Source organism: Kocuria carniphila (assembly GCF_004136555.1).
Taxonomy (GTDB): domain Bacteria; phylum Actinomycetota; class Actinomycetes; order Actinomycetales; family Micrococcaceae; genus Kocuria; species Kocuria carniphila.
On sequence record NZ_NOIT01000017.1, the window covers coordinates 67,270 to 86,392 of the forward strand.

The 19,123-nt window shown below is 64.8% G+C and carries 19 protein-coding genes; 9 read left to right on the plus strand and 10 right to left on the minus strand.

The window, feature by feature from the left end; translation table 11 throughout:
• The first annotated feature begins 32 nt into the window (after positions 1 to 32).
• From EWV37_RS12825 to EWV37_RS12835, 3 genes are all read left to right on the plus strand, one after another.
• Positions 33 to 1,028: a universal stress protein gene (locus tag EWV37_RS12825; RefSeq protein ID WP_095798702.1), complete on the plus strand. Its 996-nt coding sequence runs from the start codon at positions 33 to 35 to the stop codon at positions 1,026 to 1,028.
• 47 nt (positions 1,029 to 1,075) lie between these two features.
• Positions 1,076 to 1,966 carry a universal stress protein gene (locus EWV37_RS12830; protein WP_095798701.1) on the plus strand — a complete coding sequence of 297 codons (891 nt, stop codon included), beginning with the start codon at positions 1,076 to 1,078 and terminating at the stop codon, positions 1,964 to 1,966.
• 142 nt (positions 1,967 to 2,108) lie between these two features.
• A complete protein-coding gene (locus EWV37_RS12835) occupies positions 2,109 to 3,122 on the plus strand; it encodes a TPM domain-containing protein (protein ID WP_095798700.1) in 1,014 nt (337 codons plus the stop codon).
• A 246-nt stretch (positions 3,123 to 3,368) separates the two neighbouring features.
• Here the strand turns inward: EWV37_RS12835 and EWV37_RS12840 are convergent, their stop codons facing one another.
• From EWV37_RS12840 to pdxS, 4 genes are all read right to left on the minus strand, one after another.
• A complete protein-coding gene (locus EWV37_RS12840) occupies positions 3,369 to 4,442 on the minus strand; it encodes an XRE family transcriptional regulator (RefSeq protein ID WP_238663264.1) in 1,074 nt (357 codons plus the stop codon).
• Between the two features lie 37 nt (positions 4,443 to 4,479).
• Positions 4,480 to 5,151 carry a hypothetical protein gene (locus EWV37_RS12845; RefSeq protein ID WP_095798699.1) on the minus strand — a complete coding sequence of 224 codons (672 nt, stop codon included), beginning with the start codon at positions 5,149 to 5,151 and terminating at the stop codon, positions 4,480 to 4,482.
• A 63-nt stretch (positions 5,152 to 5,214) separates the two neighbouring features.
• Positions 5,215 to 6,003: a pyridoxal 5'-phosphate synthase glutaminase subunit PdxT gene (gene pdxT / locus EWV37_RS12850; protein WP_202976219.1), complete on the minus strand. Its 789-nt coding sequence runs from the start codon at positions 6,001 to 6,003 to the stop codon at positions 5,215 to 5,217.
• Positions 6,000 to 6,938, minus strand: coding sequence for a pyridoxal 5'-phosphate synthase lyase subunit PdxS (gene pdxS / locus EWV37_RS12855; RefSeq protein WP_380098019.1), 939 nt, complete (start codon positions 6,936 to 6,938; stop codon positions 6,000 to 6,002). The genes pdxT and pdxS overlap by 4 nt, the downstream gene beginning before the upstream one ends.
• A 71-nt stretch (positions 6,939 to 7,009) precedes the next feature.
• Here pdxS and pdxR point away from each other — a divergent pair, with 71 nt between their 5' ends.
• On the plus strand, positions 7,010 to 8,515 hold the full coding sequence (gene pdxR / locus EWV37_RS12860; RefSeq protein WP_129702046.1) for a MocR-like pyridoxine biosynthesis transcription factor PdxR: 1,506 nt from the start codon (positions 7,010 to 7,012) through the stop codon (positions 8,513 to 8,515).
• Positions 8,516 to 8,523: 8 nt separating this feature from the next.
• Here the strand turns inward: pdxR and EWV37_RS12865 are convergent, their stop codons facing one another.
• Positions 8,524 to 8,970, minus strand: coding sequence for a hypothetical protein (locus tag EWV37_RS12865; protein WP_129702047.1), 447 nt, complete (start codon positions 8,968 to 8,970; stop codon positions 8,524 to 8,526).
• A gap of 53 nt (positions 8,971 to 9,023) precedes the next feature.
• Here EWV37_RS12865 and EWV37_RS12870 point away from each other — a divergent pair, with 53 nt between their 5' ends.
• Both EWV37_RS12870 and EWV37_RS12875 read left to right on the plus strand, forming a co-directional pair.
• Entirely contained in the window at positions 9,024 to 9,677 is a 654-nt protein-coding gene (locus tag EWV37_RS12870) for a DUF308 domain-containing protein (RefSeq protein ID WP_238663265.1), read from the plus strand.
• Positions 9,678 to 9,724: 47 nt separating this feature from the next.
• On the plus strand, positions 9,725 to 10,177 hold the full coding sequence (locus EWV37_RS12875) for a hypothetical protein (RefSeq protein WP_129702049.1): 453 nt from the start codon (positions 9,725 to 9,727) through the stop codon (positions 10,175 to 10,177).
• A gap of 80 nt (positions 10,178 to 10,257) precedes the next feature.
• Here EWV37_RS12875 and EWV37_RS12880 read toward each other — a convergent pair whose 3' ends face one another.
• The 5 genes from EWV37_RS12880 to EWV37_RS12900 form a co-directional block, all read right to left on the minus strand.
• Positions 10,258 to 12,669: a heavy metal translocating P-type ATPase gene (locus EWV37_RS12880; RefSeq protein WP_193554321.1), complete on the minus strand. Its 2,412-nt coding sequence runs from the start codon at positions 12,667 to 12,669 to the stop codon at positions 10,258 to 10,260.
• Positions 12,670 to 12,745: 76 nt separating this feature from the next.
• Entirely contained in the window at positions 12,746 to 12,955 is a 210-nt protein-coding gene (locus tag EWV37_RS12885; RefSeq protein ID WP_016996842.1) for a heavy-metal-associated domain-containing protein, read from the minus strand.
• A gap of 30 nt (positions 12,956 to 12,985) precedes the next feature.
• A complete protein-coding gene (locus EWV37_RS12890; RefSeq protein ID WP_193554320.1) occupies positions 12,986 to 13,303 on the minus strand; it encodes a metal-sensitive transcriptional regulator in 318 nt (105 codons plus the stop codon).
• Between the two features lie 118 nt (positions 13,304 to 13,421).
• Entirely contained in the window at positions 13,422 to 13,769 is a 348-nt protein-coding gene (locus EWV37_RS12895) for a hypothetical protein (protein ID WP_129702055.1), read from the minus strand.
• 68 nt (positions 13,770 to 13,837) lie between these two features.
• On the minus strand, positions 13,838 to 15,514 hold the full coding sequence (locus tag EWV37_RS12900; protein WP_129702057.1) for a cholesterol oxidase substrate-binding domain-containing protein: 1,677 nt from the start codon (positions 15,512 to 15,514) through the stop codon (positions 13,838 to 13,840).
• Positions 15,515 to 15,743: 229 nt separating this feature from the next.
• Between EWV37_RS12900 and EWV37_RS12905 the strand changes: the two genes are divergently transcribed.
• The 3 genes from EWV37_RS12905 to EWV37_RS12915 are packed head-to-tail and all read left to right on the plus strand — an operon-like array spanning position 15,744 to position 18,789.
• Positions 15,744 to 17,744, plus strand: a complete 2,001-nt coding sequence (locus EWV37_RS12905; protein ID WP_129702059.1) for a glycoside hydrolase family 15 protein — start codon at positions 15,744 to 15,746, stop codon at positions 17,742 to 17,744.
• Entirely contained in the window at positions 17,741 to 18,478 is a 738-nt protein-coding gene (locus EWV37_RS12910; RefSeq protein WP_129702061.1) for an AzlC family ABC transporter permease, read from the plus strand. The genes EWV37_RS12905 and EWV37_RS12910 overlap by 4 nt, the downstream gene beginning before the upstream one ends.
• Positions 18,475 to 18,789, plus strand: coding sequence for an AzlD domain-containing protein (locus tag EWV37_RS12915; protein ID WP_016996847.1), 315 nt, complete (start codon positions 18,475 to 18,477; stop codon positions 18,787 to 18,789). The genes EWV37_RS12910 and EWV37_RS12915 overlap by 4 nt, the downstream gene beginning before the upstream one ends.
• Positions 18,790 to 19,123 lie beyond the last annotated feature (334 nt).

Below are 19,123 nucleotides of genomic sequence, written 5' to 3' on the forward strand. Positions count from 1 at the left end.
ATTTATGAGGGTGAATCGACTATCCTTAAGGCATGAACAAAGACGTTCCCAACACCAAGTCCGCATCCGTCAACGGCCCCGTCTTGGTGGGTATTGACGGTTCCGAAATCGCACTCCGCGCCCTGGACCGCGCCATTGAAGAAGCGCGTGTTCGTAACGTGGGCGTGCGCCTCATTGGAGCCTTCCCGGTGGTCGGTGTGGGAGATCCCGGCCTGGAGCGCCGCTTCCGCGAGGCAGTGACTGCCGAAAACGACCAGAACCTCAAAGCGGCTCAGGACCGCGTGGCGCAGGCCGACGTGAAAGTCGATACTGCCAGCGGCGAGGGCGATGCCGCCAAGGCCATCATCGAGGCCGCCAAGGATTGCAGCCTGGTGGTCATGGGTAAGCGCGGTAAAGGTGGCGCATTGCGTGGCCGCCTGGGTTCGGTGTCCGCAGCCGTTGCGGCTCACAGCCCCGTGCCCGTGATCGTGGTTCCGCCGCGCGAAGAGGATGACAGCTCCGATGTGGAGTCGGCTCGTGAATCCGCCCACCACAAGGACGTCCACGTTTCTGAAGAGGAGTCCCAGGGCGGTACCCGGACCCCGGCTTCCGAGATGGACTTCACCGGATCGGTGGTGGTCGGCGTGGACGCTGCTGGCGAGAAGAACCCCGCCGTCGCACAGGCCATCGAGTACGCCAAGGCCCACGGCTCCACCTTGAGCCTGGTCTCCGTGAACGGTGCCCTGTCCGGCACCCCGGACTGGTTCCAGGATCAGTACAACCAGACCTACTACTTCGACGAGTCCGTGCGGAAGCTCAACCAGATCGCCAAAGATATCGCGGAGCAGAACCCGGATCTTAAGGTCACTCGTCACGGGTTCCTGGGTCGTCCCGGTCGCGTGCTGGTGCAGGCCACCCGTACCGCGGATCTGGTGGTGGTTGGCTCGCGCGGCATCGGTGGCTTCACCGGTCTGCTGCTCGGTTCCGTGTCCCAGTCCGTGCTCGGTGCGGCTGCCGGACCCGTCATGGTGGTTCCCAGCGGCAAGTGAGCCCCAACAGCATCCATTCACTACACACAGAAACAGGTGCGAAACAGATGTCACAACGAATCGTGGCGGCATACGACGGCTCCGACTACAGCGAACGCGCATTGGACTGGGCCATCCAGGAAGCAGCAGCTCAGGAGATCCCGCTGAAGATCGTGGTCTCCACCGGTCGCCCCGTGGGTGTGGATCAGTCCCTGTACGGCCCCTTCCTGGATGCAGTGCAGGAAGAATCCGAGAAGCTCGCTCGTGCGGCCGTGGCCAAGGCCAAGGATGCCGGTGTGCAGGTGCAGGGCATCATCGAGCGCGGTGACGCCGCGGGTGTGATCGTGTACGAGGCCAAGGATTCCTCCCTGGTGGTCATGGGCAAGCGTGGCCGACATGGCGTGCGCGGCCGCGTCGGTTCGGTTTCGGCCGCGACCGCCTCGCACTCACCGGTTCCCGTGGTGATCCTGCCGGAGAGTTGGAACCCGGCTCAGCGTGAATCCCGCTCGGAGGACGAATCCTTCGAGGGCGCCGTGGTGGTTGGCGTGGACAAGCTCGGTGCCAAGAACAAGGCCGTGCACGTGGCCGCCGATTACGCTCGGGCCCACGGTCTCACCCTCGCCGTGGTCAGCGTGGTTCCGACCACCAGCTACCTGCCCATGAACTCCTCCGAGTTGGAGCGCGCGGTTCAGGAACAGCTGTTGGCTCCGGCCAAAGAGCTCACGGACCAGGTAGCGGCGGAACTCGGTGACAAGTACTCGGATCTGAACATCGTGACTCGCGTGCTGCAGGGCCGTCCGGCCGATGCTCTGGTGGATGCTTCCCGCACCGCTGACCTGCTGGTCATGGGTTCGCGCGGTTACGGCGGATTCCGCGGCCTGCTCATGGGCTCGGTCTCCCAATCCGTGCTGGCAGATACCGAGTCACCACTGATGATCGTGCCGAACCGCGAAAGCTAGGCAACCTGGCGCGGGGTAGTCTCCGTGCGACGTCGGCGTTCCGGCTCCACCGTGAGGCGGGGCGCCGATTTCATGCCCCGGGCTGATCCTTTGCGGGTTGCGCGGTGCCTACGCTGGGAGCAGTCGTACCCAAGGAGGCATCATGCTGACCCTGACGAGCTCGCGTTCCAGCAGCGTCTTTCGCTGGTTCGTGCTCTCCATCTTCGCGCTCCTCGCGGCGGTATCGCTGGTGGCCTGGTCCGCCGACGCCGCTCGCGCCGCCCAGGTGCCACCGCGCCCGGACTCCGGAGCGGTACTGGACCAGGCCGACATCCTCTCCGATACCGATGAGCAGCGGATCAACGAGAGGATCGGCCGCGGAAACGAACAGAACGAGTTCATCCGCGCGGCGGTGCTGACGGTGAACGGCGTTGACGGCGATTTCGAAGACTTCACCCGGCAAACCGCTCGCGAATGGGGCGTGGGGGAGGCCGGTCGGAACAACGGCGTGCTGATCGTCGCGGACATGGATGAGCGTGAACTGCGGATCGAGGTGGCCGACGGTGCCCGCGAGGTACTTTCGGACGCCACGGCGGAAGACATCATGGAAGACCAGCTGGAGCCCGGTTTCCGGGACGAGGAGTACGCCCAGGCCTTCACGGCGACCTTGGATTCGGTGTACGACCAATCCAACCCGGAGGCGGCGGCGCAGGCTGCCGCGGACCGCGAGCGGACGGGCAACATCGTCATGTGGGTGCTCCTCGGGATCGCGGGCCTGGTCGTGGCCGTGGTGGCTGGATCCATCGTGTGGTGGAGCAAGGACCAGAAGAAGGTTCGTGAGCAGGCCGACCGGGAGATCGAGCGGTATCAGTGTGAACACCCGGACGAGGAGATCTCGGACGAGGTGCGCAAGCGGTACTACAAGTACCGCTCGAACCACCGCAAACCGCCCAAGGACAGCAAGAAACCGCCCAAGGCCAAGGATCAAGATGGCGTGGAGCGGGATGTGCAGTACGCATCCACGTTCCAGAGCTGGCTGCCGCTCTACGTGATGTACCCGGCCATTTACAGCGGCACCAACCACTCCATTTCGTCGAGCGGCTCGTCCGGCTCGGCTGGCACATCGTTCGGAGGCGGCGGAGGATTCAGTGGCGGAGGCGCGTCCGGAAGCTTCTGACCGGGAACGCCAGTTCTAACGCGGACACCTGGGACATCTCGGGCAGAGCTTCGCACCTAAGCCGGACTCCCGTGACATCTGGGGCAGCGTTTCGCATGGTAGGCGGATCCCCCAGACATCTAGGGCAGAGCTTCGCGTCGAGGGCGTGCCTTGGTGACATCTGGGGCACCATTCCGCATGGCCGACATTATTGGCAGAGGTACGCAGCGTTTCCGGTCGAATCAATGCGTACCTCTGCCAAATTTGTCAGCGCACTAGGTGTAGGTGTCTTCGTGGCGATGGATCGGGCTGCGGATTGACTTGAGGGCCCTCCTTCGGTGCCGTCGCCCCGACCACTCGCAGCTGGGACCCCAGTGTTAACGCGTGAACATCATCCGCGGGCAGCGAGAGTTCTGAAGCGATTCGATCCACGTCAACCTGGCCGTGCTTCTCGGACGCGAAAACCTGCGGAAAGACCTTGGATTGCTCGAAGTGGTCCATGCCGTTGGGCTCTCCGGTTCGATAACCTAGTTGACCCAGCTTGTTGCACGTTGTGCGGTAGATCCAATCCGTCATCCGACCAGCTTTATGGACCGCGTAGGTCAACGCCATGGCCGATACCTTGAACGCGTTCTTGATCTTGAAAATGTCGTCGATCGTGGGGTTCCTCGGGAGGTACTCAGCGATACTGTCCCGGGGGATCAAGAACTCTGACGCAAACCTGTTGGCCTCGTCTTCTTGCTGGGATGTGGTTTCCACCTCACGATGCTTGTGAAGGACTAGGTGTCCGAGCTCGTGGGCAACGTCGAATCGAGTGCGCTCAGGAGTCTTTCGCCGAGCCAGGAACATATAGGGAACATCCCCGTGCCACAGGGAGTAGGCATCGACGGATTCGGCAAGGGGTGGCAAACCGAATACGCGGATGCCATGGGATTCGCAGAGCTGAATCGAATTGGGTAGAGGTTTAGTTCCTAACCCCCATGCCTCACGGAGCATGATGGCGGCCAATTGAGGTGTCTCCTCACCGAGCTGAGGCACATCGATTTTGGGCAGCACGAAATGACCTGAGATCCAGTCATTGACCTCCATGCCGGAGGCGCCCGCAGCGATCGCGGCGTCTCGCTCACTCCGGGTCGTGGATCGGCCAGCTCGAAAATTCACGCCGTGGGATTCAACGCTGGGTGCACGGGAGCGTGAGAAGTAGTCACTTGGGAATTCGAGAGCGGAGGCTAGCGGTTCCGTTGTGGCGCGCGGGGCTCCCCGAGTTTCGTACTTGTGGATCGTGCGCTCGGTGACGTCCAAGATGTTAGCCAACTCGACCTTGGTCAACCCCCTTCGCATTCGAGCGAGCGTGATGCGGTCAGGACTCAGTAGCCCGTCAGGCGATGTTGAAGTCAACGTCACCCCCGCCAATGTCTGTGATGTTCGGTTCCAGCACCGTGTCATCTTGCAGCGGCGCGAGGATTACTCGGACGTCCCAGCCCGTGAATTGGCCGAGTTGCTTGTCGAACCCCGAAGGGCGCGAAAGTTCACGACGGATTTCTCCCTCGGCCCGGTGATAAAGCAAGACCCATGCTCCCGACGGCGGCTGTTCGCTTGAGCTGAGGGGCTGGTCGATCATGGATAGGTCGCCTAGTGCGAAAAGCACTTGTTGATTTCGGTCTACCGAGTCGGCTGTGGCTCGACCCTTTCTGCGAGCGGCCTGGGGGACTACAAGTGGGTCAGGGTCTCCGGTCGCATTATTGCCGCCAGCCACAGAGATCTGGTACTTCCCGGTCGGGTCAACGGCAATTGGTCGATTCTGAGGATCCGTATAAGTCCAGTCCCCATCTTCAGTCAGACGTTGGCGAAGCATTGCCACGGTATTGGTCCAGCGGTTGATGCCCGCAGCGATGATAGGGGCATATTTACTTGTATTGCCCGAGGCGTTCTCACCAGTTGCGATCGCTTCATCAATTTGTGCGACGCGGAGACCCATACGCTCTAGGTACTCGGCGGCATTATCGGGATAAATAACAAGCGGCTGAGGAAGCGGTGCAAGCTGGCTCATGGTCGTCGGCCCTTCGGGATTGCTCGATGAAGTGCCTCAAATTATTGCACAAAACCGGAACGCCTATACGGCGGCTTCCAAGCGAACCAGACCCAACAATTCCTCGTGCACCGTGACATCCCCGGTGAGTTCGGGGTGGAAGCTGATGGCCAGGATATTGCTCTGCCGCACCGCGACCACGGACTCCTGATAGCGAGCCAGCACCTCTACACCGTCACCGACTCGAGTCACTGCGGGCGCGCGAATGAATGCCGCACGGACGACGCCGCTCGGGGCCAACGCGACGTCGGCATCCGAAGCGGCGCGGCCGGAAACAAGGTCGAACGCCCGTCCAAGGTGGCCAGTAACGGCATCAGTCACATCGACGTGACCTTCTGCGGTATCGCCCGTATCCGCGTGACTAGCTGAGTCGCCGGGGTGGGAGTCGAGGTGGTCGGGAGTCGTTGAAGGACCCATCCACTCCAACAGCACCTCCGCCGAGTCCACCTGCGAACCGAACGCGTTCCGAGCCACTGTCACATCCAGCACTCCCAGCGACTGTTGTCCCGGCGCCGGATCTTCGATCTGGGAGGCGAGCATGATGAGCCCCGCACACGTGCCCAGGACCGGCAGCCCCGCTGCGATCACTTCCCGCAGCGGACCAAACAGTCCGAACGCACTGCACAGCCGATCCATGGTGGAGGACTCGCCCCCGGGGAGGACGAGCGCGTGGACGACCGGAGCGCCGTCGTTCCCCAGGAGATCCGAAGCGGACCGGACGCGGATCGCCCGAGCACCCAGCGACTCGAGCATCGCCAGGTGCTCGGCCACCCCGCCCTGGAGGGCGAGCACGCCGACGACCGGTTGGGTCACCAGCCGCGCTCCGCGAGGCGGTGCGGTGCGGCCAGGTCTGCCACGTTGATGCCGACCATGGCCTCGCCCAGGCCGCGAGAGGCTTCGGCGATGCGGGCGGGATCGTCGTAGTAGGCGGTCGCGGCCACGATGGCGCGGGCGCGTTCGGCCGGGTTGCCAGATTTGAAGATGCCCGAGCCCACGAACACACCGTCCGCGCCCAGCTGCATCATCATCGCTGCATCGGCGGGGGTGGCGATGCCGCCGGCGGTGAACAGCACCACGGGCAGCTTGCCGGTGCGAGCCACCTCGACGACCAGTTCATACGGGGCGGACAGTTCCTTGGCCTTGACGTAGAGGGCGTCCGGGGAGACGGTGTAGAGGCCCTGCAGTTCGGCGATCTGCGAGCGGATGGTGCGGATGTGGCGGGTAGCCTCGGAGACGTCGCCGGTGCCGGCCTCGCCCTTGGAGCGAATCATGGCCGCGCCCTCGGTGATGCGGCGCAGCGCCTCGCCCAGGTTGGTCGCACCACACACGAACGGCACGGTGAAGCGGTGCTTGTCGATGTGATTGACGAAGTCAGCGGGGGATAGCACCTCGGACTCGTCGATGTAGTCCACCTTCAGGTGCTCCAGAACCTGCGCCTCCACGAAGTGGCCGATGCGCGCCTTGGCCATCACCGGAATGGATACGGTATCGATGATCTGCTCGATCAGGTCCGGGTCGCTCATGCGGGCCACGCCACCCTGGGCGCGGATATCCGCGGGCACGCGTTCGAGCGCCATCACGGCAACGGCGCCGGAATCTTCGGCGATTTTGGCCTGCTCGGCGGTGACCACGTCCATGATCACGCCACCCTTGAGCATGTCGGCCAGCCCGCTCTTGACGAGCTTGGATCCGGTCACGGGGGTCTTGTTGTCAGCGGGAGAGTGCACGGTGTGAGTCATGCTGACCATGCTGCGCGTGAAAGTGGCCCGGTAACAGATCCATAATTGAGTAATTCCAGTAGTCCACTTTGGAGGAACACATGCGGCATGCGCGCGCGGTGGATGTGCCGCTGTCGGTCGACCGGTCTTCGGGCGTCTCGCTCGGCGAGCAACTCGTCGGTCAAGTCCGTGACCTGGTAGCGCGTGGAGTCCTGTGCGCGGGTGATCCGTTGCCGTCCTCGCGGGTGTTGGCGGAGCGGCTGGGGATCTCGCGCGGCACGGTGGTCACGGCGTGGGACGTCCTCGCGGGCGAGGGGTATCTCACCGCCGACCGCGGAGCCACGCGCATTGCCCCGGACGTTCGCGTGGTCCCCGCGGCGAGCGAACTCCCCATTTCGACGACGCCGCCCCGCTCCACCCGCACGCGACGTAGCGTTCCAGATACGGGTCAGATCGACCTGCGGCCCGGCAAAGCGGTCATCGCCGAACTGGACACCCCGGCCTGGCGGGGTGCGTGGCGAGATGCCGCAAGTGCCGATGCGGGGGCCGTGCCCTTGCGGCAGCACCTGGCCGACTACTTGCGATTGAACCGAGGGGTGGTGAGGGAACCGGACGACATAGTCATTACTGCGGGTGCCCGCGACGGACTTCAGCTGGTGCTGCGAGTCCTGGGCGCGCTACGCGGACGCCGTCTACGCGTGGCCGTGGAAGACCCCGGCTACTCCGCACTGCGCCGGGTCGTGGAAGCCACCGGGCACATTGCGATACCGATTCCCGTGGACGAGTTCGGTCTGAACCCGGGCAGTCTCCCCACCGGCGAGTGGGCGGGAACAGGTACGTGGGATGTGGTCGAAACTCCGGACGCGGTGGTCGTGACGCCGGGGCATCAGTACCCGCTGGGCGGCACTATGCCCGTGAGCCGGAGGTTGGAATTGTTGCGATGGGCTCGGGGGCACAGGGCCGTGGTCATCGAGGACGACTACGACTCCGAGCTGCGCTACACCGGCCAACCCTTGCCCGCGCTCGCCGCCCTGGATGCCGATCGGGACACCGTGGTCACCCTCGGCAGCTTTACCAAGGTGCTGGGCAACGGGGTGGGCGTGGGACACCTGGTGGCACCCGATGACCTGCTTCCAAGGTTGCACACCTTGCGCACGGAACTGGGATCACCGGTCTCGGCCGTGGCTCAGCGAGCGATCGCTCGGTTCATGGACTCGGGTCACCTGCAGCGCCACACCGCTCGGATGCGCCGCGCCTATCGCCGACGCCGCTCGCTCATCGCTCACGCCCTCGCGGACCTTCCCGGTGTGGCCGTGGTGCCCATGGCCGGTGGTTCGCACGCCGTGATCGAGATGCCGAGAGAAGCTGTGGCGGTCGCGGGGGCGGCCCAACGCGGGGTCCTGGTCAGCGGGCTGGGAGAGTACTGGGCGGCGTCGGCGTCCCGAGCTGAAACGCGCACGATGACGCCCGCCAGAGATACCGCAGAAGCCGTACCGGCCGAACAACCGCGCGCAGACCTGCGCGAGGGGCTGGTGCTGGGGCTGACGGCGTCGGACGCCGAGCTGGAAAAAGGATTACAAGTGCTGCGAAACGTGCTCGGGAGCTGACTGTGTGGTCAGGGCATGTACAGCGGGGGTGTCAGGGTGTCGTCGCCATAGTCGCCCATGGCTCGGCGGGCGGAGGCTCGCATCACCAGGCAGGGAATCATGATGAGCACAGCCGCCCCGATCTGCAGGCACGCCACCACGGCCACCCATGCGGAGCCGGAGGCTTGTGGGGCTCCCGCTTCGAAGAAGAAGCTGGCGAGACCGGCGACCGCACCGATCGACATGGCGACCAAACCCCACGTCCCGGCGGCGAGCTTCGCGGGTGCCGCCTTCTTGCCCACGCTGATATGCGACAGCGCCACGATTGCTGCGACGATGACGCACGCGAAGGAGACCAAGACGCCCAGCGCACCCAAGGTGGCCACCACGTGGATGAGCATGCCGACGAACATGCCCCCGGAGAGCAGCAAAAGCTTGGCCGTTGGTTTACGGGGTTCGGTTTGAGCGAGCTCCATGGGGCCAAGGCTAGACTGGCCCGGTCCCACCCCGCCAATGAGGAGTATTTCGCGTGTCTCAGCAGATCCCGTCCCCCCGCGGCGGAGCATCCGGCGGCCATCGCAACGGAACGGATGTGCGGCACGATCTGTGGGTGCCCACGCTGGTTCGGGCCCTGGTCGCGCTGGTGTTCGGCGCGGTCACGATCTTCTGGCAGGAACCCACCGAGAACGCCGCACCGTGGGCCCTGGGCCTGTTCCTGGTCGGTACTGGTGGCGCGTGGCTGTTCCTGCACTTCCGCATGAAGGGCCGTGGGGACGTCGACCTCGGCTCCTTGGCCAACATCCCCCAGCTCGCGGGAATCCTCTACATTCTGGGCGGCGCGCTCGTCGCGATCATGGCGCCGCAGAACTGGCTGTTCGTGCTGCTGGCCACCATGGTTCTCGGTCTCTGCGGCATTCTGGAACTCGCGCTGGGCCTGCGTTTCCGCCAGAGTTTCCCGCTCGGCAGGGATTGGGCCCTCAGCGGTCTGGTGACCGTGGGTGCAGGCATGGGCATGATGCTCGTGGAGACCCTGGGTGCCAAAGCGGAGCTGGGCGTTGTGGGTGGCGCGGCCATCATCATTGGCGTTACCCAATTCATTGCGGCCCTGAGTTTGCGGCACGATGCGCTCGCAGCGGACCGCGCGGGCTCCCCTGATAGTGGCCGGATAAACGGCGTAGACTGATCAGTCGATCTCAACAATTTTTCGCTAGTTTCCGTAGGAGGATTCACGTGGCCCAGCGCACCGAGCACAACGGCCGTCGCAAGACTGATATCAAGGGTCCCCTTGTCATCTCAGCCGTGCTGGCAGTCGTCGCCTTCGTGGTGGTCTCGGTAGCGGCCGCGGGCGGCACCGACAACGCTGCTCGTGTGGGGCTGGGTCTGATCGCCGCGGGTATCGCGTTCATCGCGTCCGTGGTCGTGTGCTCCACGCTCATGCTCCTGGAGAAGCCCAACGACCCCGAACTCGGTCAAGGTACCGGCGTGAACCGTTCCTCCGCCAAGCTGTTCGCGGAAAACAAGGCTCGCCGTCAGGCGGAGCAGGCACGTGGCGAGGGTTCGGGGACCGCGTCGCCCCGCAAGACTTCCGGTGCTGCCGACTCCAAGACTAACGGCGAACCCCAGTACGGCCAGCGCGTGCGCCCCGATACCAAGGGTGAGGAACCGGGCTCGAGCGCTCGCTGATCCGCACCTGAATACAGAAGAACGCCCTGGACTGTGAATCACAGTCCAGGGCGTTCTTCTGCGCAATCGATCAGTATGAGCTAACGCCCGAACCGCTTCAACCGCAGGGAGTTCAGCACCACGAACACGGAGCTGAAGGCCATGGCGGCACCGGCGATCATGGGGTTGAGGAAGCCCAGCGCAGCCACCGGGATGGCCACCACGTTGTAGGCGAAGGCCCAGAACAGGTTGGACTTGATGATCCCCAGGGTCTTCCGGGACAGCTTGATCGCGGTGGGGATGGCGGTCAGTTCGCTGCGGACCACGGTGATGTCCGCGGCCTGCATGGCGGCGTCCGTACCGGAGCCCATGGCGATGCCCAGGTCCGCCTGGGTGAGCGCGGGGGCGTCATTGACGCCGTCGCCCACCATGGCCACCACGCGACCCTGCTTTTGCAGGTCGGTCACGGCCTGAACCTTGCCGTCCGGGGTGACATCCGCGATGACATCCTCCGGGGCGATGCCCACCTGTTCCGCCACGGAACGTGCCACGGCGGAGTGGTCACCGGTCAGCAAGACTGGGCGCAGGCCCAGTTCCTTGAGCTGTGCAATTGCCTGAGCGGACTCTTCCTTGATGGTGTCCTGCAGGTCGATCAGGCCGGCCAGGTTGCCGTCCACGGCCACCAGGATGGTGGTGAAACCGTCCGCGCGAGCGTGCTCGAGGGCCTCACGATCGGTCTCCGACAGGCGGACACCGTTCTTGGCCAGCCACTGTTCGCGACCCACCACCACGGAGCGGGACTGCATGCCGTCAGCGACATATGCCTTCACGCCGCCGCCGGGCGCGGACTGAAAGCGAGCTACCTGGAAGCGCTGCGACGAGGCATCCGCAATGGCCCGAGCGATCGGGTGTTCGGAGTAGTCCTCGACCGTCGCGGCGAAGTCCAGCACCTGGTCCTTGGACCACTGGGACACCGAGTTCACGGCCGTCACGGACAGCTCACCGCGGGTTACGGTGCCGGTCTTGTCCAGCAGGATGGTGTCCACGTTGCGGGAATCCTCGAGCACCTCCGCGGAGGTAATGAGAATGCCCATCTGAGCGCCACGACCCGTGCCGGTCAGCAGGGCGGTGGGAGTTGCCAGACCAAGCGCACACGGGCACGCGATGACCAACACGGAGACCGCAGCCACGAAAGCCTGATCCACGTTGCCGGTCACGAGCAGCCAGATCACCAGGGTCAGCAGGGCAATGCCGATGACCACGGGTACGAACACGGACGAGATCTTGTCTGCCAGGCGCGCCACGGGGGCCTTGGTCGCCTGCGCGCGAGCCACGGTACGACCCATGGACGCGAGAACGGTATCGGAGCCCACACGAGTGGCTTCCGCGACCAGGCGTCCCGTGGTGTTCACGGTGGCGCCGGTCAGCTCGTCACCCGGGCCGACCTCCACGGGGATAGATTCCCCGGTCAGCATGGAGGCATCCACGGCGGATTCGCCGGTCACAACCACGGAGTCCGTGGCGATCTTCTCGCCCGGACGAACCACGAAGCGGTCGCCCACCTTCAACTGTTCAACGGGGACGGACCGCTCGGTTCCGTCGTCGTTGAGCACGGTCGCCTGTTGCGCGCCCAGGTTCAGCAGCGCCTTGAGTGCCTCACCCGAGCGAGCCTTCGCACGAGCCTCGAGCCACCGGCCCAACAGCAGGAACGTGGTGATGATGGCCGCGGATTCGAAGTACAGCTGATGGCTGGACATGTCCATGGCCTGACCGGGGTGCGCGTGCGCGGTCATCCCTGGATCCACGAGCAGGTGCCACAGCGAGAACAGGTAGGCGGCGGCCACACCCATCGACACCAGGGTGTCCATGGTGGAGGAGAAATGCCTTGCGTTGATGGCGGTGGCCTTGTGAAACGGCCACGCACTCCACGTCACGACCGGCAGCGTCAACGCCGCGGCGACCCAGCCCCAGTGCGGGAACTGCGCGCCCGGAATCATCGAGATGACGAACACGGGCACCGAGAAGATCGCGGCGACGATCAGCCGGATTCCCAAGTCTCGGCGGCGCTTGTCCGCGGGGGACATATCGGCGGCCGGGTCAGCCGAATCGGTGTTGCGTTCCAGCTCCCGTTCTGCGGGGGCCGACGACGCCGCTCGCTCACCTTCCGCTGCGGGCGTCCCGGCAGCCTCGGAGGCCTTGGGTGCACCAGAGGCCCCCGTATGCGTCGCGGTCGTTGAACCCACCTGTGCAGTGCGGTCGCCGCGGCTGGGACGGGAGGCAGCGGCGTCGTCGTTCGTGTTGTCAGAACCCTCGTGTGACGAAGCAGAGGAGGCCCCGCCCGTGATTTCCGCGCCGTAACCGGCCTTCTTGATGGTGTCGACGATCTGTTCGTCCGAGATGTTCTCCGGAACCTTGACGGACGCGGATTCGAGGGCAAGGTTGACCGCGGGATCCACGCCGTCGATCTTGCGCAGCTTGCGCTCGATGCGACCCACGCACGAGGCGCAGGTCATCCCACTGATTTGAAGGTCCAAGTCACGCAGCGGGCCGTGGACCTGGTTGTCCGTGACGGGGGATTGAGTGGATTGATTAGACAACTGTGTAACCGGCTTCTTCGACTGCTGCGGCGATCTCCTCAGAGGTCAGCTCGCGGGTGCTTTCAATGGTCACGGGGGATTCGCCGCCGGCGTTGAGGTCCACGGACACGGACTGCACGCCGTCGACCTCGGCGAGCTCTTCCTTGACGGAGGAAACGCAGTGGCCGCAGGTCATGCCGGAGACGGTAATGGTGGTGTTCATGGGGAGACTCCTTAGTCCTTGGGGGTTGGGTTAGCTCTTGACCAGGCGGGCGATGGCGGCGTTGGCCTCCGCGAGCTTGGTGTCCATCTCGGTCGTGTCACCCGTGTCATGGGCGTGCTCCACCGCGTGGCGCACACAGTGACCCAGGTGTTCCTCCATGAGCCCCAGGCTCACTGACTTGAGGGCGGACTGGATGGCGGATATTTGGGTGAGCACGTCAATGCAGTAGGTATCCTCATCGATCATGCGCTGGATGCCACGCACCTGACCCTCGATACGCTTGAGGCGCCTGCTGTATGCGGCCTTGTCCTGGGTGTATCCGTGAGTTGCTGCTTCTTCGGTGCTCATGCCTTCAATTTATACCCCCAAGGGGTATATGGCAAGGTGTAAAAGAGCCCGCCCCGCAGACATCCGGGACGGGCTCCGAATAGTTCGGGAACCGTTAGGGCGATCCCCTCACCGTTCTTTAGAAGCAACCACCAAAGGTGCGGAAGGTCGCGGGAAGGTGGAAAGCGGCGTCGTTGAAGGCGTACTGCGGGATAGCGCGGAACAGGCCGCCGATATTGCCGGAACGGATCGCTGCGGAAATGTCGTTGCCGTGATCACCGAAGTTGCCGGCCAGCCAAGAGGGCAGCAGCCACGGCTTGCAGAACGGAATCACGGCCAGGGACGGGTCGTGATTGGGCGAGGTGGGAACCGAGTAGCTCACGTTGGACTGCACCGCGGGTGCGGCGGCGTTGGCGGCGGGCATACCCGCGAAAGAAATGGCGGCCAAGGTGGAGGCTGCGGCAACCGTGGTCACGTGCTTCTTCATGTCTGTCTCCTGTGTCGAGTTGGTGCGGGTGTCCTCGCGGGTGACGGACCCGCGGAGGTCTGTGGCGGCTAGATCCCCATCGCGTCGTGCAGGGGTGCCGTGAAGATCCGGTGCGGGTCGTACTTGTGGAACGTGGCCTTGGCGTGATCCCAACCGGGCACGAGCGACGGGATGAGTTCCTTGAGCTGGTACTCGTCCGTCCACGCACCGCGCTCGGTGTGCGCAAAGCGCTTGGCCCATTCGGGGCGAGCCACGCCGTAGCGGGTCAGTTCCAGGCCGATGAAGTGCTCGAGTTCCTGGAAGAACTTCTCCTGGCCGGGCGTGCCGGGCAGTGTCAGAACATCCAGCCACACGCCGGTGTCCAGCTCGGGGCGCCCGGGTACCGGCGCGATTCCGGACAACGACGGCGCCACAGCGCCTTCCACATCCACCTCGCCGGGATCGTCGATGCCCGTGATGCGCAGTTCCATGCACGAGTTGATGGGGAACTCCCCGCGGTCCTGGTACTCCTTGAGCTTCGCGGAGAAGAACTCCGTGAACTCGTGCACCACGCGCTGCAGCTGGTCGCGGCGGGTGATGAACACGTGTGAACCGGCGGAGACGCGCAGCGTGGTGGGTTTCACGAAGTGCTGAAAGTGATGGGCCGGTCCCCACATGTCCCGGGCGAGGGTGGTGGTGAGGCTCGTGGCGGTGGTCGCGTAGACGGCTTTGCTGAAGGCCGGTGCAAGGTGTTGGTTGCCGGCCACGACCTGTCCCAGTAGCTCTGGAACGGGAGAGGGCAGGCGGTCCGCGAACGGGAAGTTGTACGGGGTGATCGTGGGGCGGCTACCAAAGGATCTGCGCGGCGCCACCTCCCACTGCTGGATCCACGGCTTGTCGGTGAAGGTGTACCAGATCAGGCCCACGCGACCCACGCGGTCGATCATCGAGGACAGTGACCAGTGCCCCGCCTTCTCCGGTGCCGCGAACAGATCCCTGACGGAGATGTGCGTCCACGTGCGGCAGCGGTAGTGCTCCATGGGGTTGGTCTGAAGCTGCACCTCAGTGAGGAAGGCCCGGCCCATGGAGGTGAGGAACGGTCCGATCTCCGGATCGGTGCGCTGGAACGTCTTGAGCGTGTATTGGTCGGAGGCCTCGTCCCACACGACCGCCGTGAGCGCGTGCACCGTGTTGGACAGAGAGCCGAACGTTGCACCCTGCTGGCGCTTCTCACCCCTGGCCGGAAGTGCGGTGCCATGACCGTTGACGGCCAGAACGCCCGCGACGGTCACATCCCCCGGTGCTGGCATGTTGGTGAATCCGCGCTTGCGGTCGGCAATGTGGCGCACCAGTGAGTTCATGGAAATTCCGGCCTGAGCCACCACCGTTGTGCCGTGCATGTAGCAGGAATCCATGTGTTTGGTGGTGTTGAGCAGTAGAACCTTGGCGGTTGCGGGAGTGCCTTCAGCGACCGTGAGTGGTGACCAGTTGTGGCGGTATCCGCGGGCGCGGATGGTCCACCCGTTCGCGTGGGCCCAGTTGGCGAGGGTCACGACTTCCTGTGCATTGCGCACGTCGTAGGACCAGAGCTCGGCGGCCACAATGGCGCCGTCCCAGTTCTTGTAGAGCTCACGATAGGGTCTGATGCCCTGTGGAAGACGGGGTGGGGCGTCCGTGGCGTGGGCTGCCGACTGGTAGCCCACCAGAACCGCGCCCCCGGCCGCTGCTGTTCCTGCCTTGAAAAGTCCCCGTCGTGATATCCCCATGACTCATGGGTACCAAGGCGTAGATTTCACGAACAATCACCGTGGTGTCCCCAGTTACGAGCGATTTGGATGGGATGACACGGGAAAGCGCTCACATGAGGAACGCGACGTGCGCAAACGATCCGGAACGTCTGTCACCCAAACTGCGTGGGCGCCCACCAAAGTGAAAGCTGTCACGAGATCACCGTGACCGAATGAGTCCACCCCGCGAGTATGAAATTCTGGACCCATGGCTTCATGGATCGAGGATTACGCGCTGCTGTCCAACATGCGCAGCGGCCCGTTGGTGTCCCGCACGGGCTCCGTCGACTGGTGGTGTGCACCCCGTTTTGATTCCCCGGCGATGTTCGCGTCCCTGCTGGGCACGCCGGACAATGGCCGGTGGCTGCTGGCGCCGGCGTGCGCCGTGGACGATGACGGTGAGGTCGACCTCGACCGCCCGGGCGTCACCGCTGTGGAACGCTTCTACGCGGAGAACACCTTTGTGTTGCACACGGTGTGGACCACGGAGACCGGTACCGTGCGTGTCACGGACTTCATGCCGCTGTCCTCTCGCACCGCGCTGATTCGCCGCGTGGAAGGCCTGACCGGTGAGGTCGAGATCTTCCAGGACGTGCGCCTGCGCTTCAACTTCGGTGCTTCGGTGCCGTGGCTGAGCCGCTTTGACGTGGAGGAGAGCGACGAATCCGGTGAGCACACGGAAGGTGTGCTGGTGGGTATGGCCGGACCGGACGCCGTCGTCTTCCGTGGCGATCCGCTGCCCGAGGCGGACGAGGACCGTACCAAGCGTCGGCATGCCGGCACGTTCACCGTGGCGGCGGGCCAAACCAAGGACTTCTCGCTCACGTGGTTCCCGTCCCACAGCACGCCGCCGGAAGCGATGGACGTCAACGAGACCCTGACTGCCACGCTGAACCTGTGGCAGGAGTGGTCCGCGCTCTATGATCCGGCCGCGACCGAGGCCAAGCTCGCTGAGCGGGAGCAGACCAAGCGCGCCCCCACGGACGCGGAACGCTCCGCGGAACTGACCGTCACCCAGGACGCTCGCGAGGACATCATCCGCCGCAGCCTGCTGGTGGTGCGCGGCATGATGCACCAGGCGACCGGCGGCCTGATCGCCGCGGACACCACGTCGCTGCCCGAGGTGCTGGGCGGGGACCGCACCTGGGACTACCGCTTGTCGTGGCCCCGTGATGCCGCCCTCGCACTGGAAATCATGCTGGACCACGGGCACGACCGCGAGGCAGCGCAGCTGCGCAACTGGTTGCTGCGCGCCGTCGCCGGGGATGTGGACCACCCCTCCAACGTCTACGGACTGGACGGTTCCGTGGTGGGCCGCGAACGGCTGGTCGATCTGCCCGGTTACGAGCGCGCCCGTCCGGTGCGCGAGGGCAACACCGCCGGCTCGCAGTACCAGGCGGACGTTGCCGGTCACGTGCTCGTGGTCTTCGAGCGCCTCCGACGCCGCGGGGTCCAGGAGGACCACCTGTCCTGGCCGTTGCAGCAGGGCTTGTTGCGCGCCGTGGTGGCCAACTACGAGGACAAGGATCAGGGCGTGTGGGAGATGCGCGGCGAGCCGCAGCACTACACCTACACACGCGTGATGATGTGGGCCGCGCTGCAGGCCGGTGTGGATGCCGTGCGCATTCACGGCCTGCCCGGTGACGTGGAGACCTGGGAAGAACACCGCGATCAGCTGGCCCACGAGATCTGGACCAACGGTTACGACCCGGAGGTCGGATCGTTCGTGCAGTACTACGGTTCCACTGCCGTGGACGCCTCGTTGTTGCAACTGCCCAAGGTCGGGTTCGTCGCATATGACGATGAGCGCATGTTGGGCACGGTGGCCCGGATCCAGAAGGAACTCACGGATCGTTCCGGGCTGCTGCACCGCTACCGCAACCTGCCTCAGCTCACGGATTTGGACGACGTCGAGGCGTTCGCGTCCTCGATCGGTCAGGACGGTTTCGCGGGTCAGGCCGCGCCGTCGGTCTCGGCAACACTCCAGCTCGCGGACCAACTGGCCCGTTGCGAACGCGTGGAGGAGGCCGTGAAACTGCTGGACACCGTGCTCGGAGCTGCCAACGAGCTGGGTCTACTGCCCACCACGTTCTCGACCTCGGAACGCCGTGCCACGGGTAACTTCCCGCACTCTGAGTCGCACCTCAACCTCATTCGCGTGCTCGACACCCTGGAAGTCATGCAGGGCAGGAGCTCCGCGCAATCGTGAGTGGTTCTTCCGCCGTTTCTGCCGGCTCCGATCACGCAGAACCGGTTATTCCTTGGCGCTCTTCACCCGCGGTGCGCGTGGGATTGTCGCTGGGCATCGCCACGGGCTTGTACGGCATCTCCTTCGGTGCCCTCTCGATCGCGGCGGGGCTCACGTTCTGGCAGACGCAAGCCTTGTCCGCGCTGATGTTCACGGGCGGATCGCAGTTTGCGTTCATCGGTGTGCTCTCCGGCGGCGGTGGGGGAGCCGCGGCCCTGGGCGCTGCCTCGCTGCTGGGCGTGCGCAACACCGTGTACGGCATGACCATGAATGCGCTGCTGCGGCCGCAGTCCTGGCGCAAGCTGATCGCCGCCCAGATCACCATTGACGAATCCAATGCCGCGGCCTCCGCACAGCCCACCTTCTTGGAGCGCAAGCGCGGCTTCTGGGTGGCCGGCGTGAGTGTATTCCTGTTGTGGAATCTGTTCACGGCAGTCGGGGCACTGCTGGGTGACGCGGTGGGTGATCCCGGGCAGTGGGGTCTCGACGGCGCCGCCGTTGCCGCCTTCCTGGGGTTGCTCTGGCCGCGGTTGCGCGAACGCGAACCCCTGGCCGTTGCCGTGGTGTGCGGGGTGGTCACGGCCATCTGCATCCCGCTGGTCCCCTCGGGTATCCCGGTACTGGTCGCCGCCGTGGTCGCACTGACCTGGGGTCTGATCGGCGCGCGATCCGCACGGAAGAAGGCACGCTCATGAGCATGTGGTTCTGGGTCCTGGGTGCCGCCGCGATCGCGTACGTCACCAAGCTCGTGGGGTACTTGGTTCCCGACGCCGTTCTGGACCACCCGCTCGTTCCTCGCCTGGCCGGGCTGGTCACCGCGGGTCTGCTTGCGTCACTCGTGGTGATGAACACCTTTGCCAGCGGAACCGCACTGGTCCTCGATGCCCGCGTGGGTGCATTGATCGTGGCCGGCATCGCGTTGTGGTTGCGCGCGCCGTTCCTTGCGGTGGTGATCCTTGGAGCCCTGACCGCGGCACTGTTGCGGTGGGCAGGTTGGGCGGCGTGAGCGGCGCCGAGAATGGAGGCCTAGAGATCTGAGCCACTTTAAGGCCAGTACGTGGATCCCAGACATTCTTAAGCCACTGGCGGGGACGATCTGCGGCTTGGGCATGACTCAGAATTGGGCGCTGGCGTGAAAATGTCTCAGATCGTCCGCCGGAACCGCCTCCCGCCAGACCGTGCGGGTCCATTTCCGTCACCTGAGACTGCGTGGGGTTCGGTTCGTGGATGTCGATGGACCGCAGGCAGTCAGATCGGGTCTGCAAGGAACGAGGTGTGAGGTTGAGCGGGGCGGGGCTGACCGAGCACGCGTAAGCGGCGGCGTCGGCGCCTGAAAATTG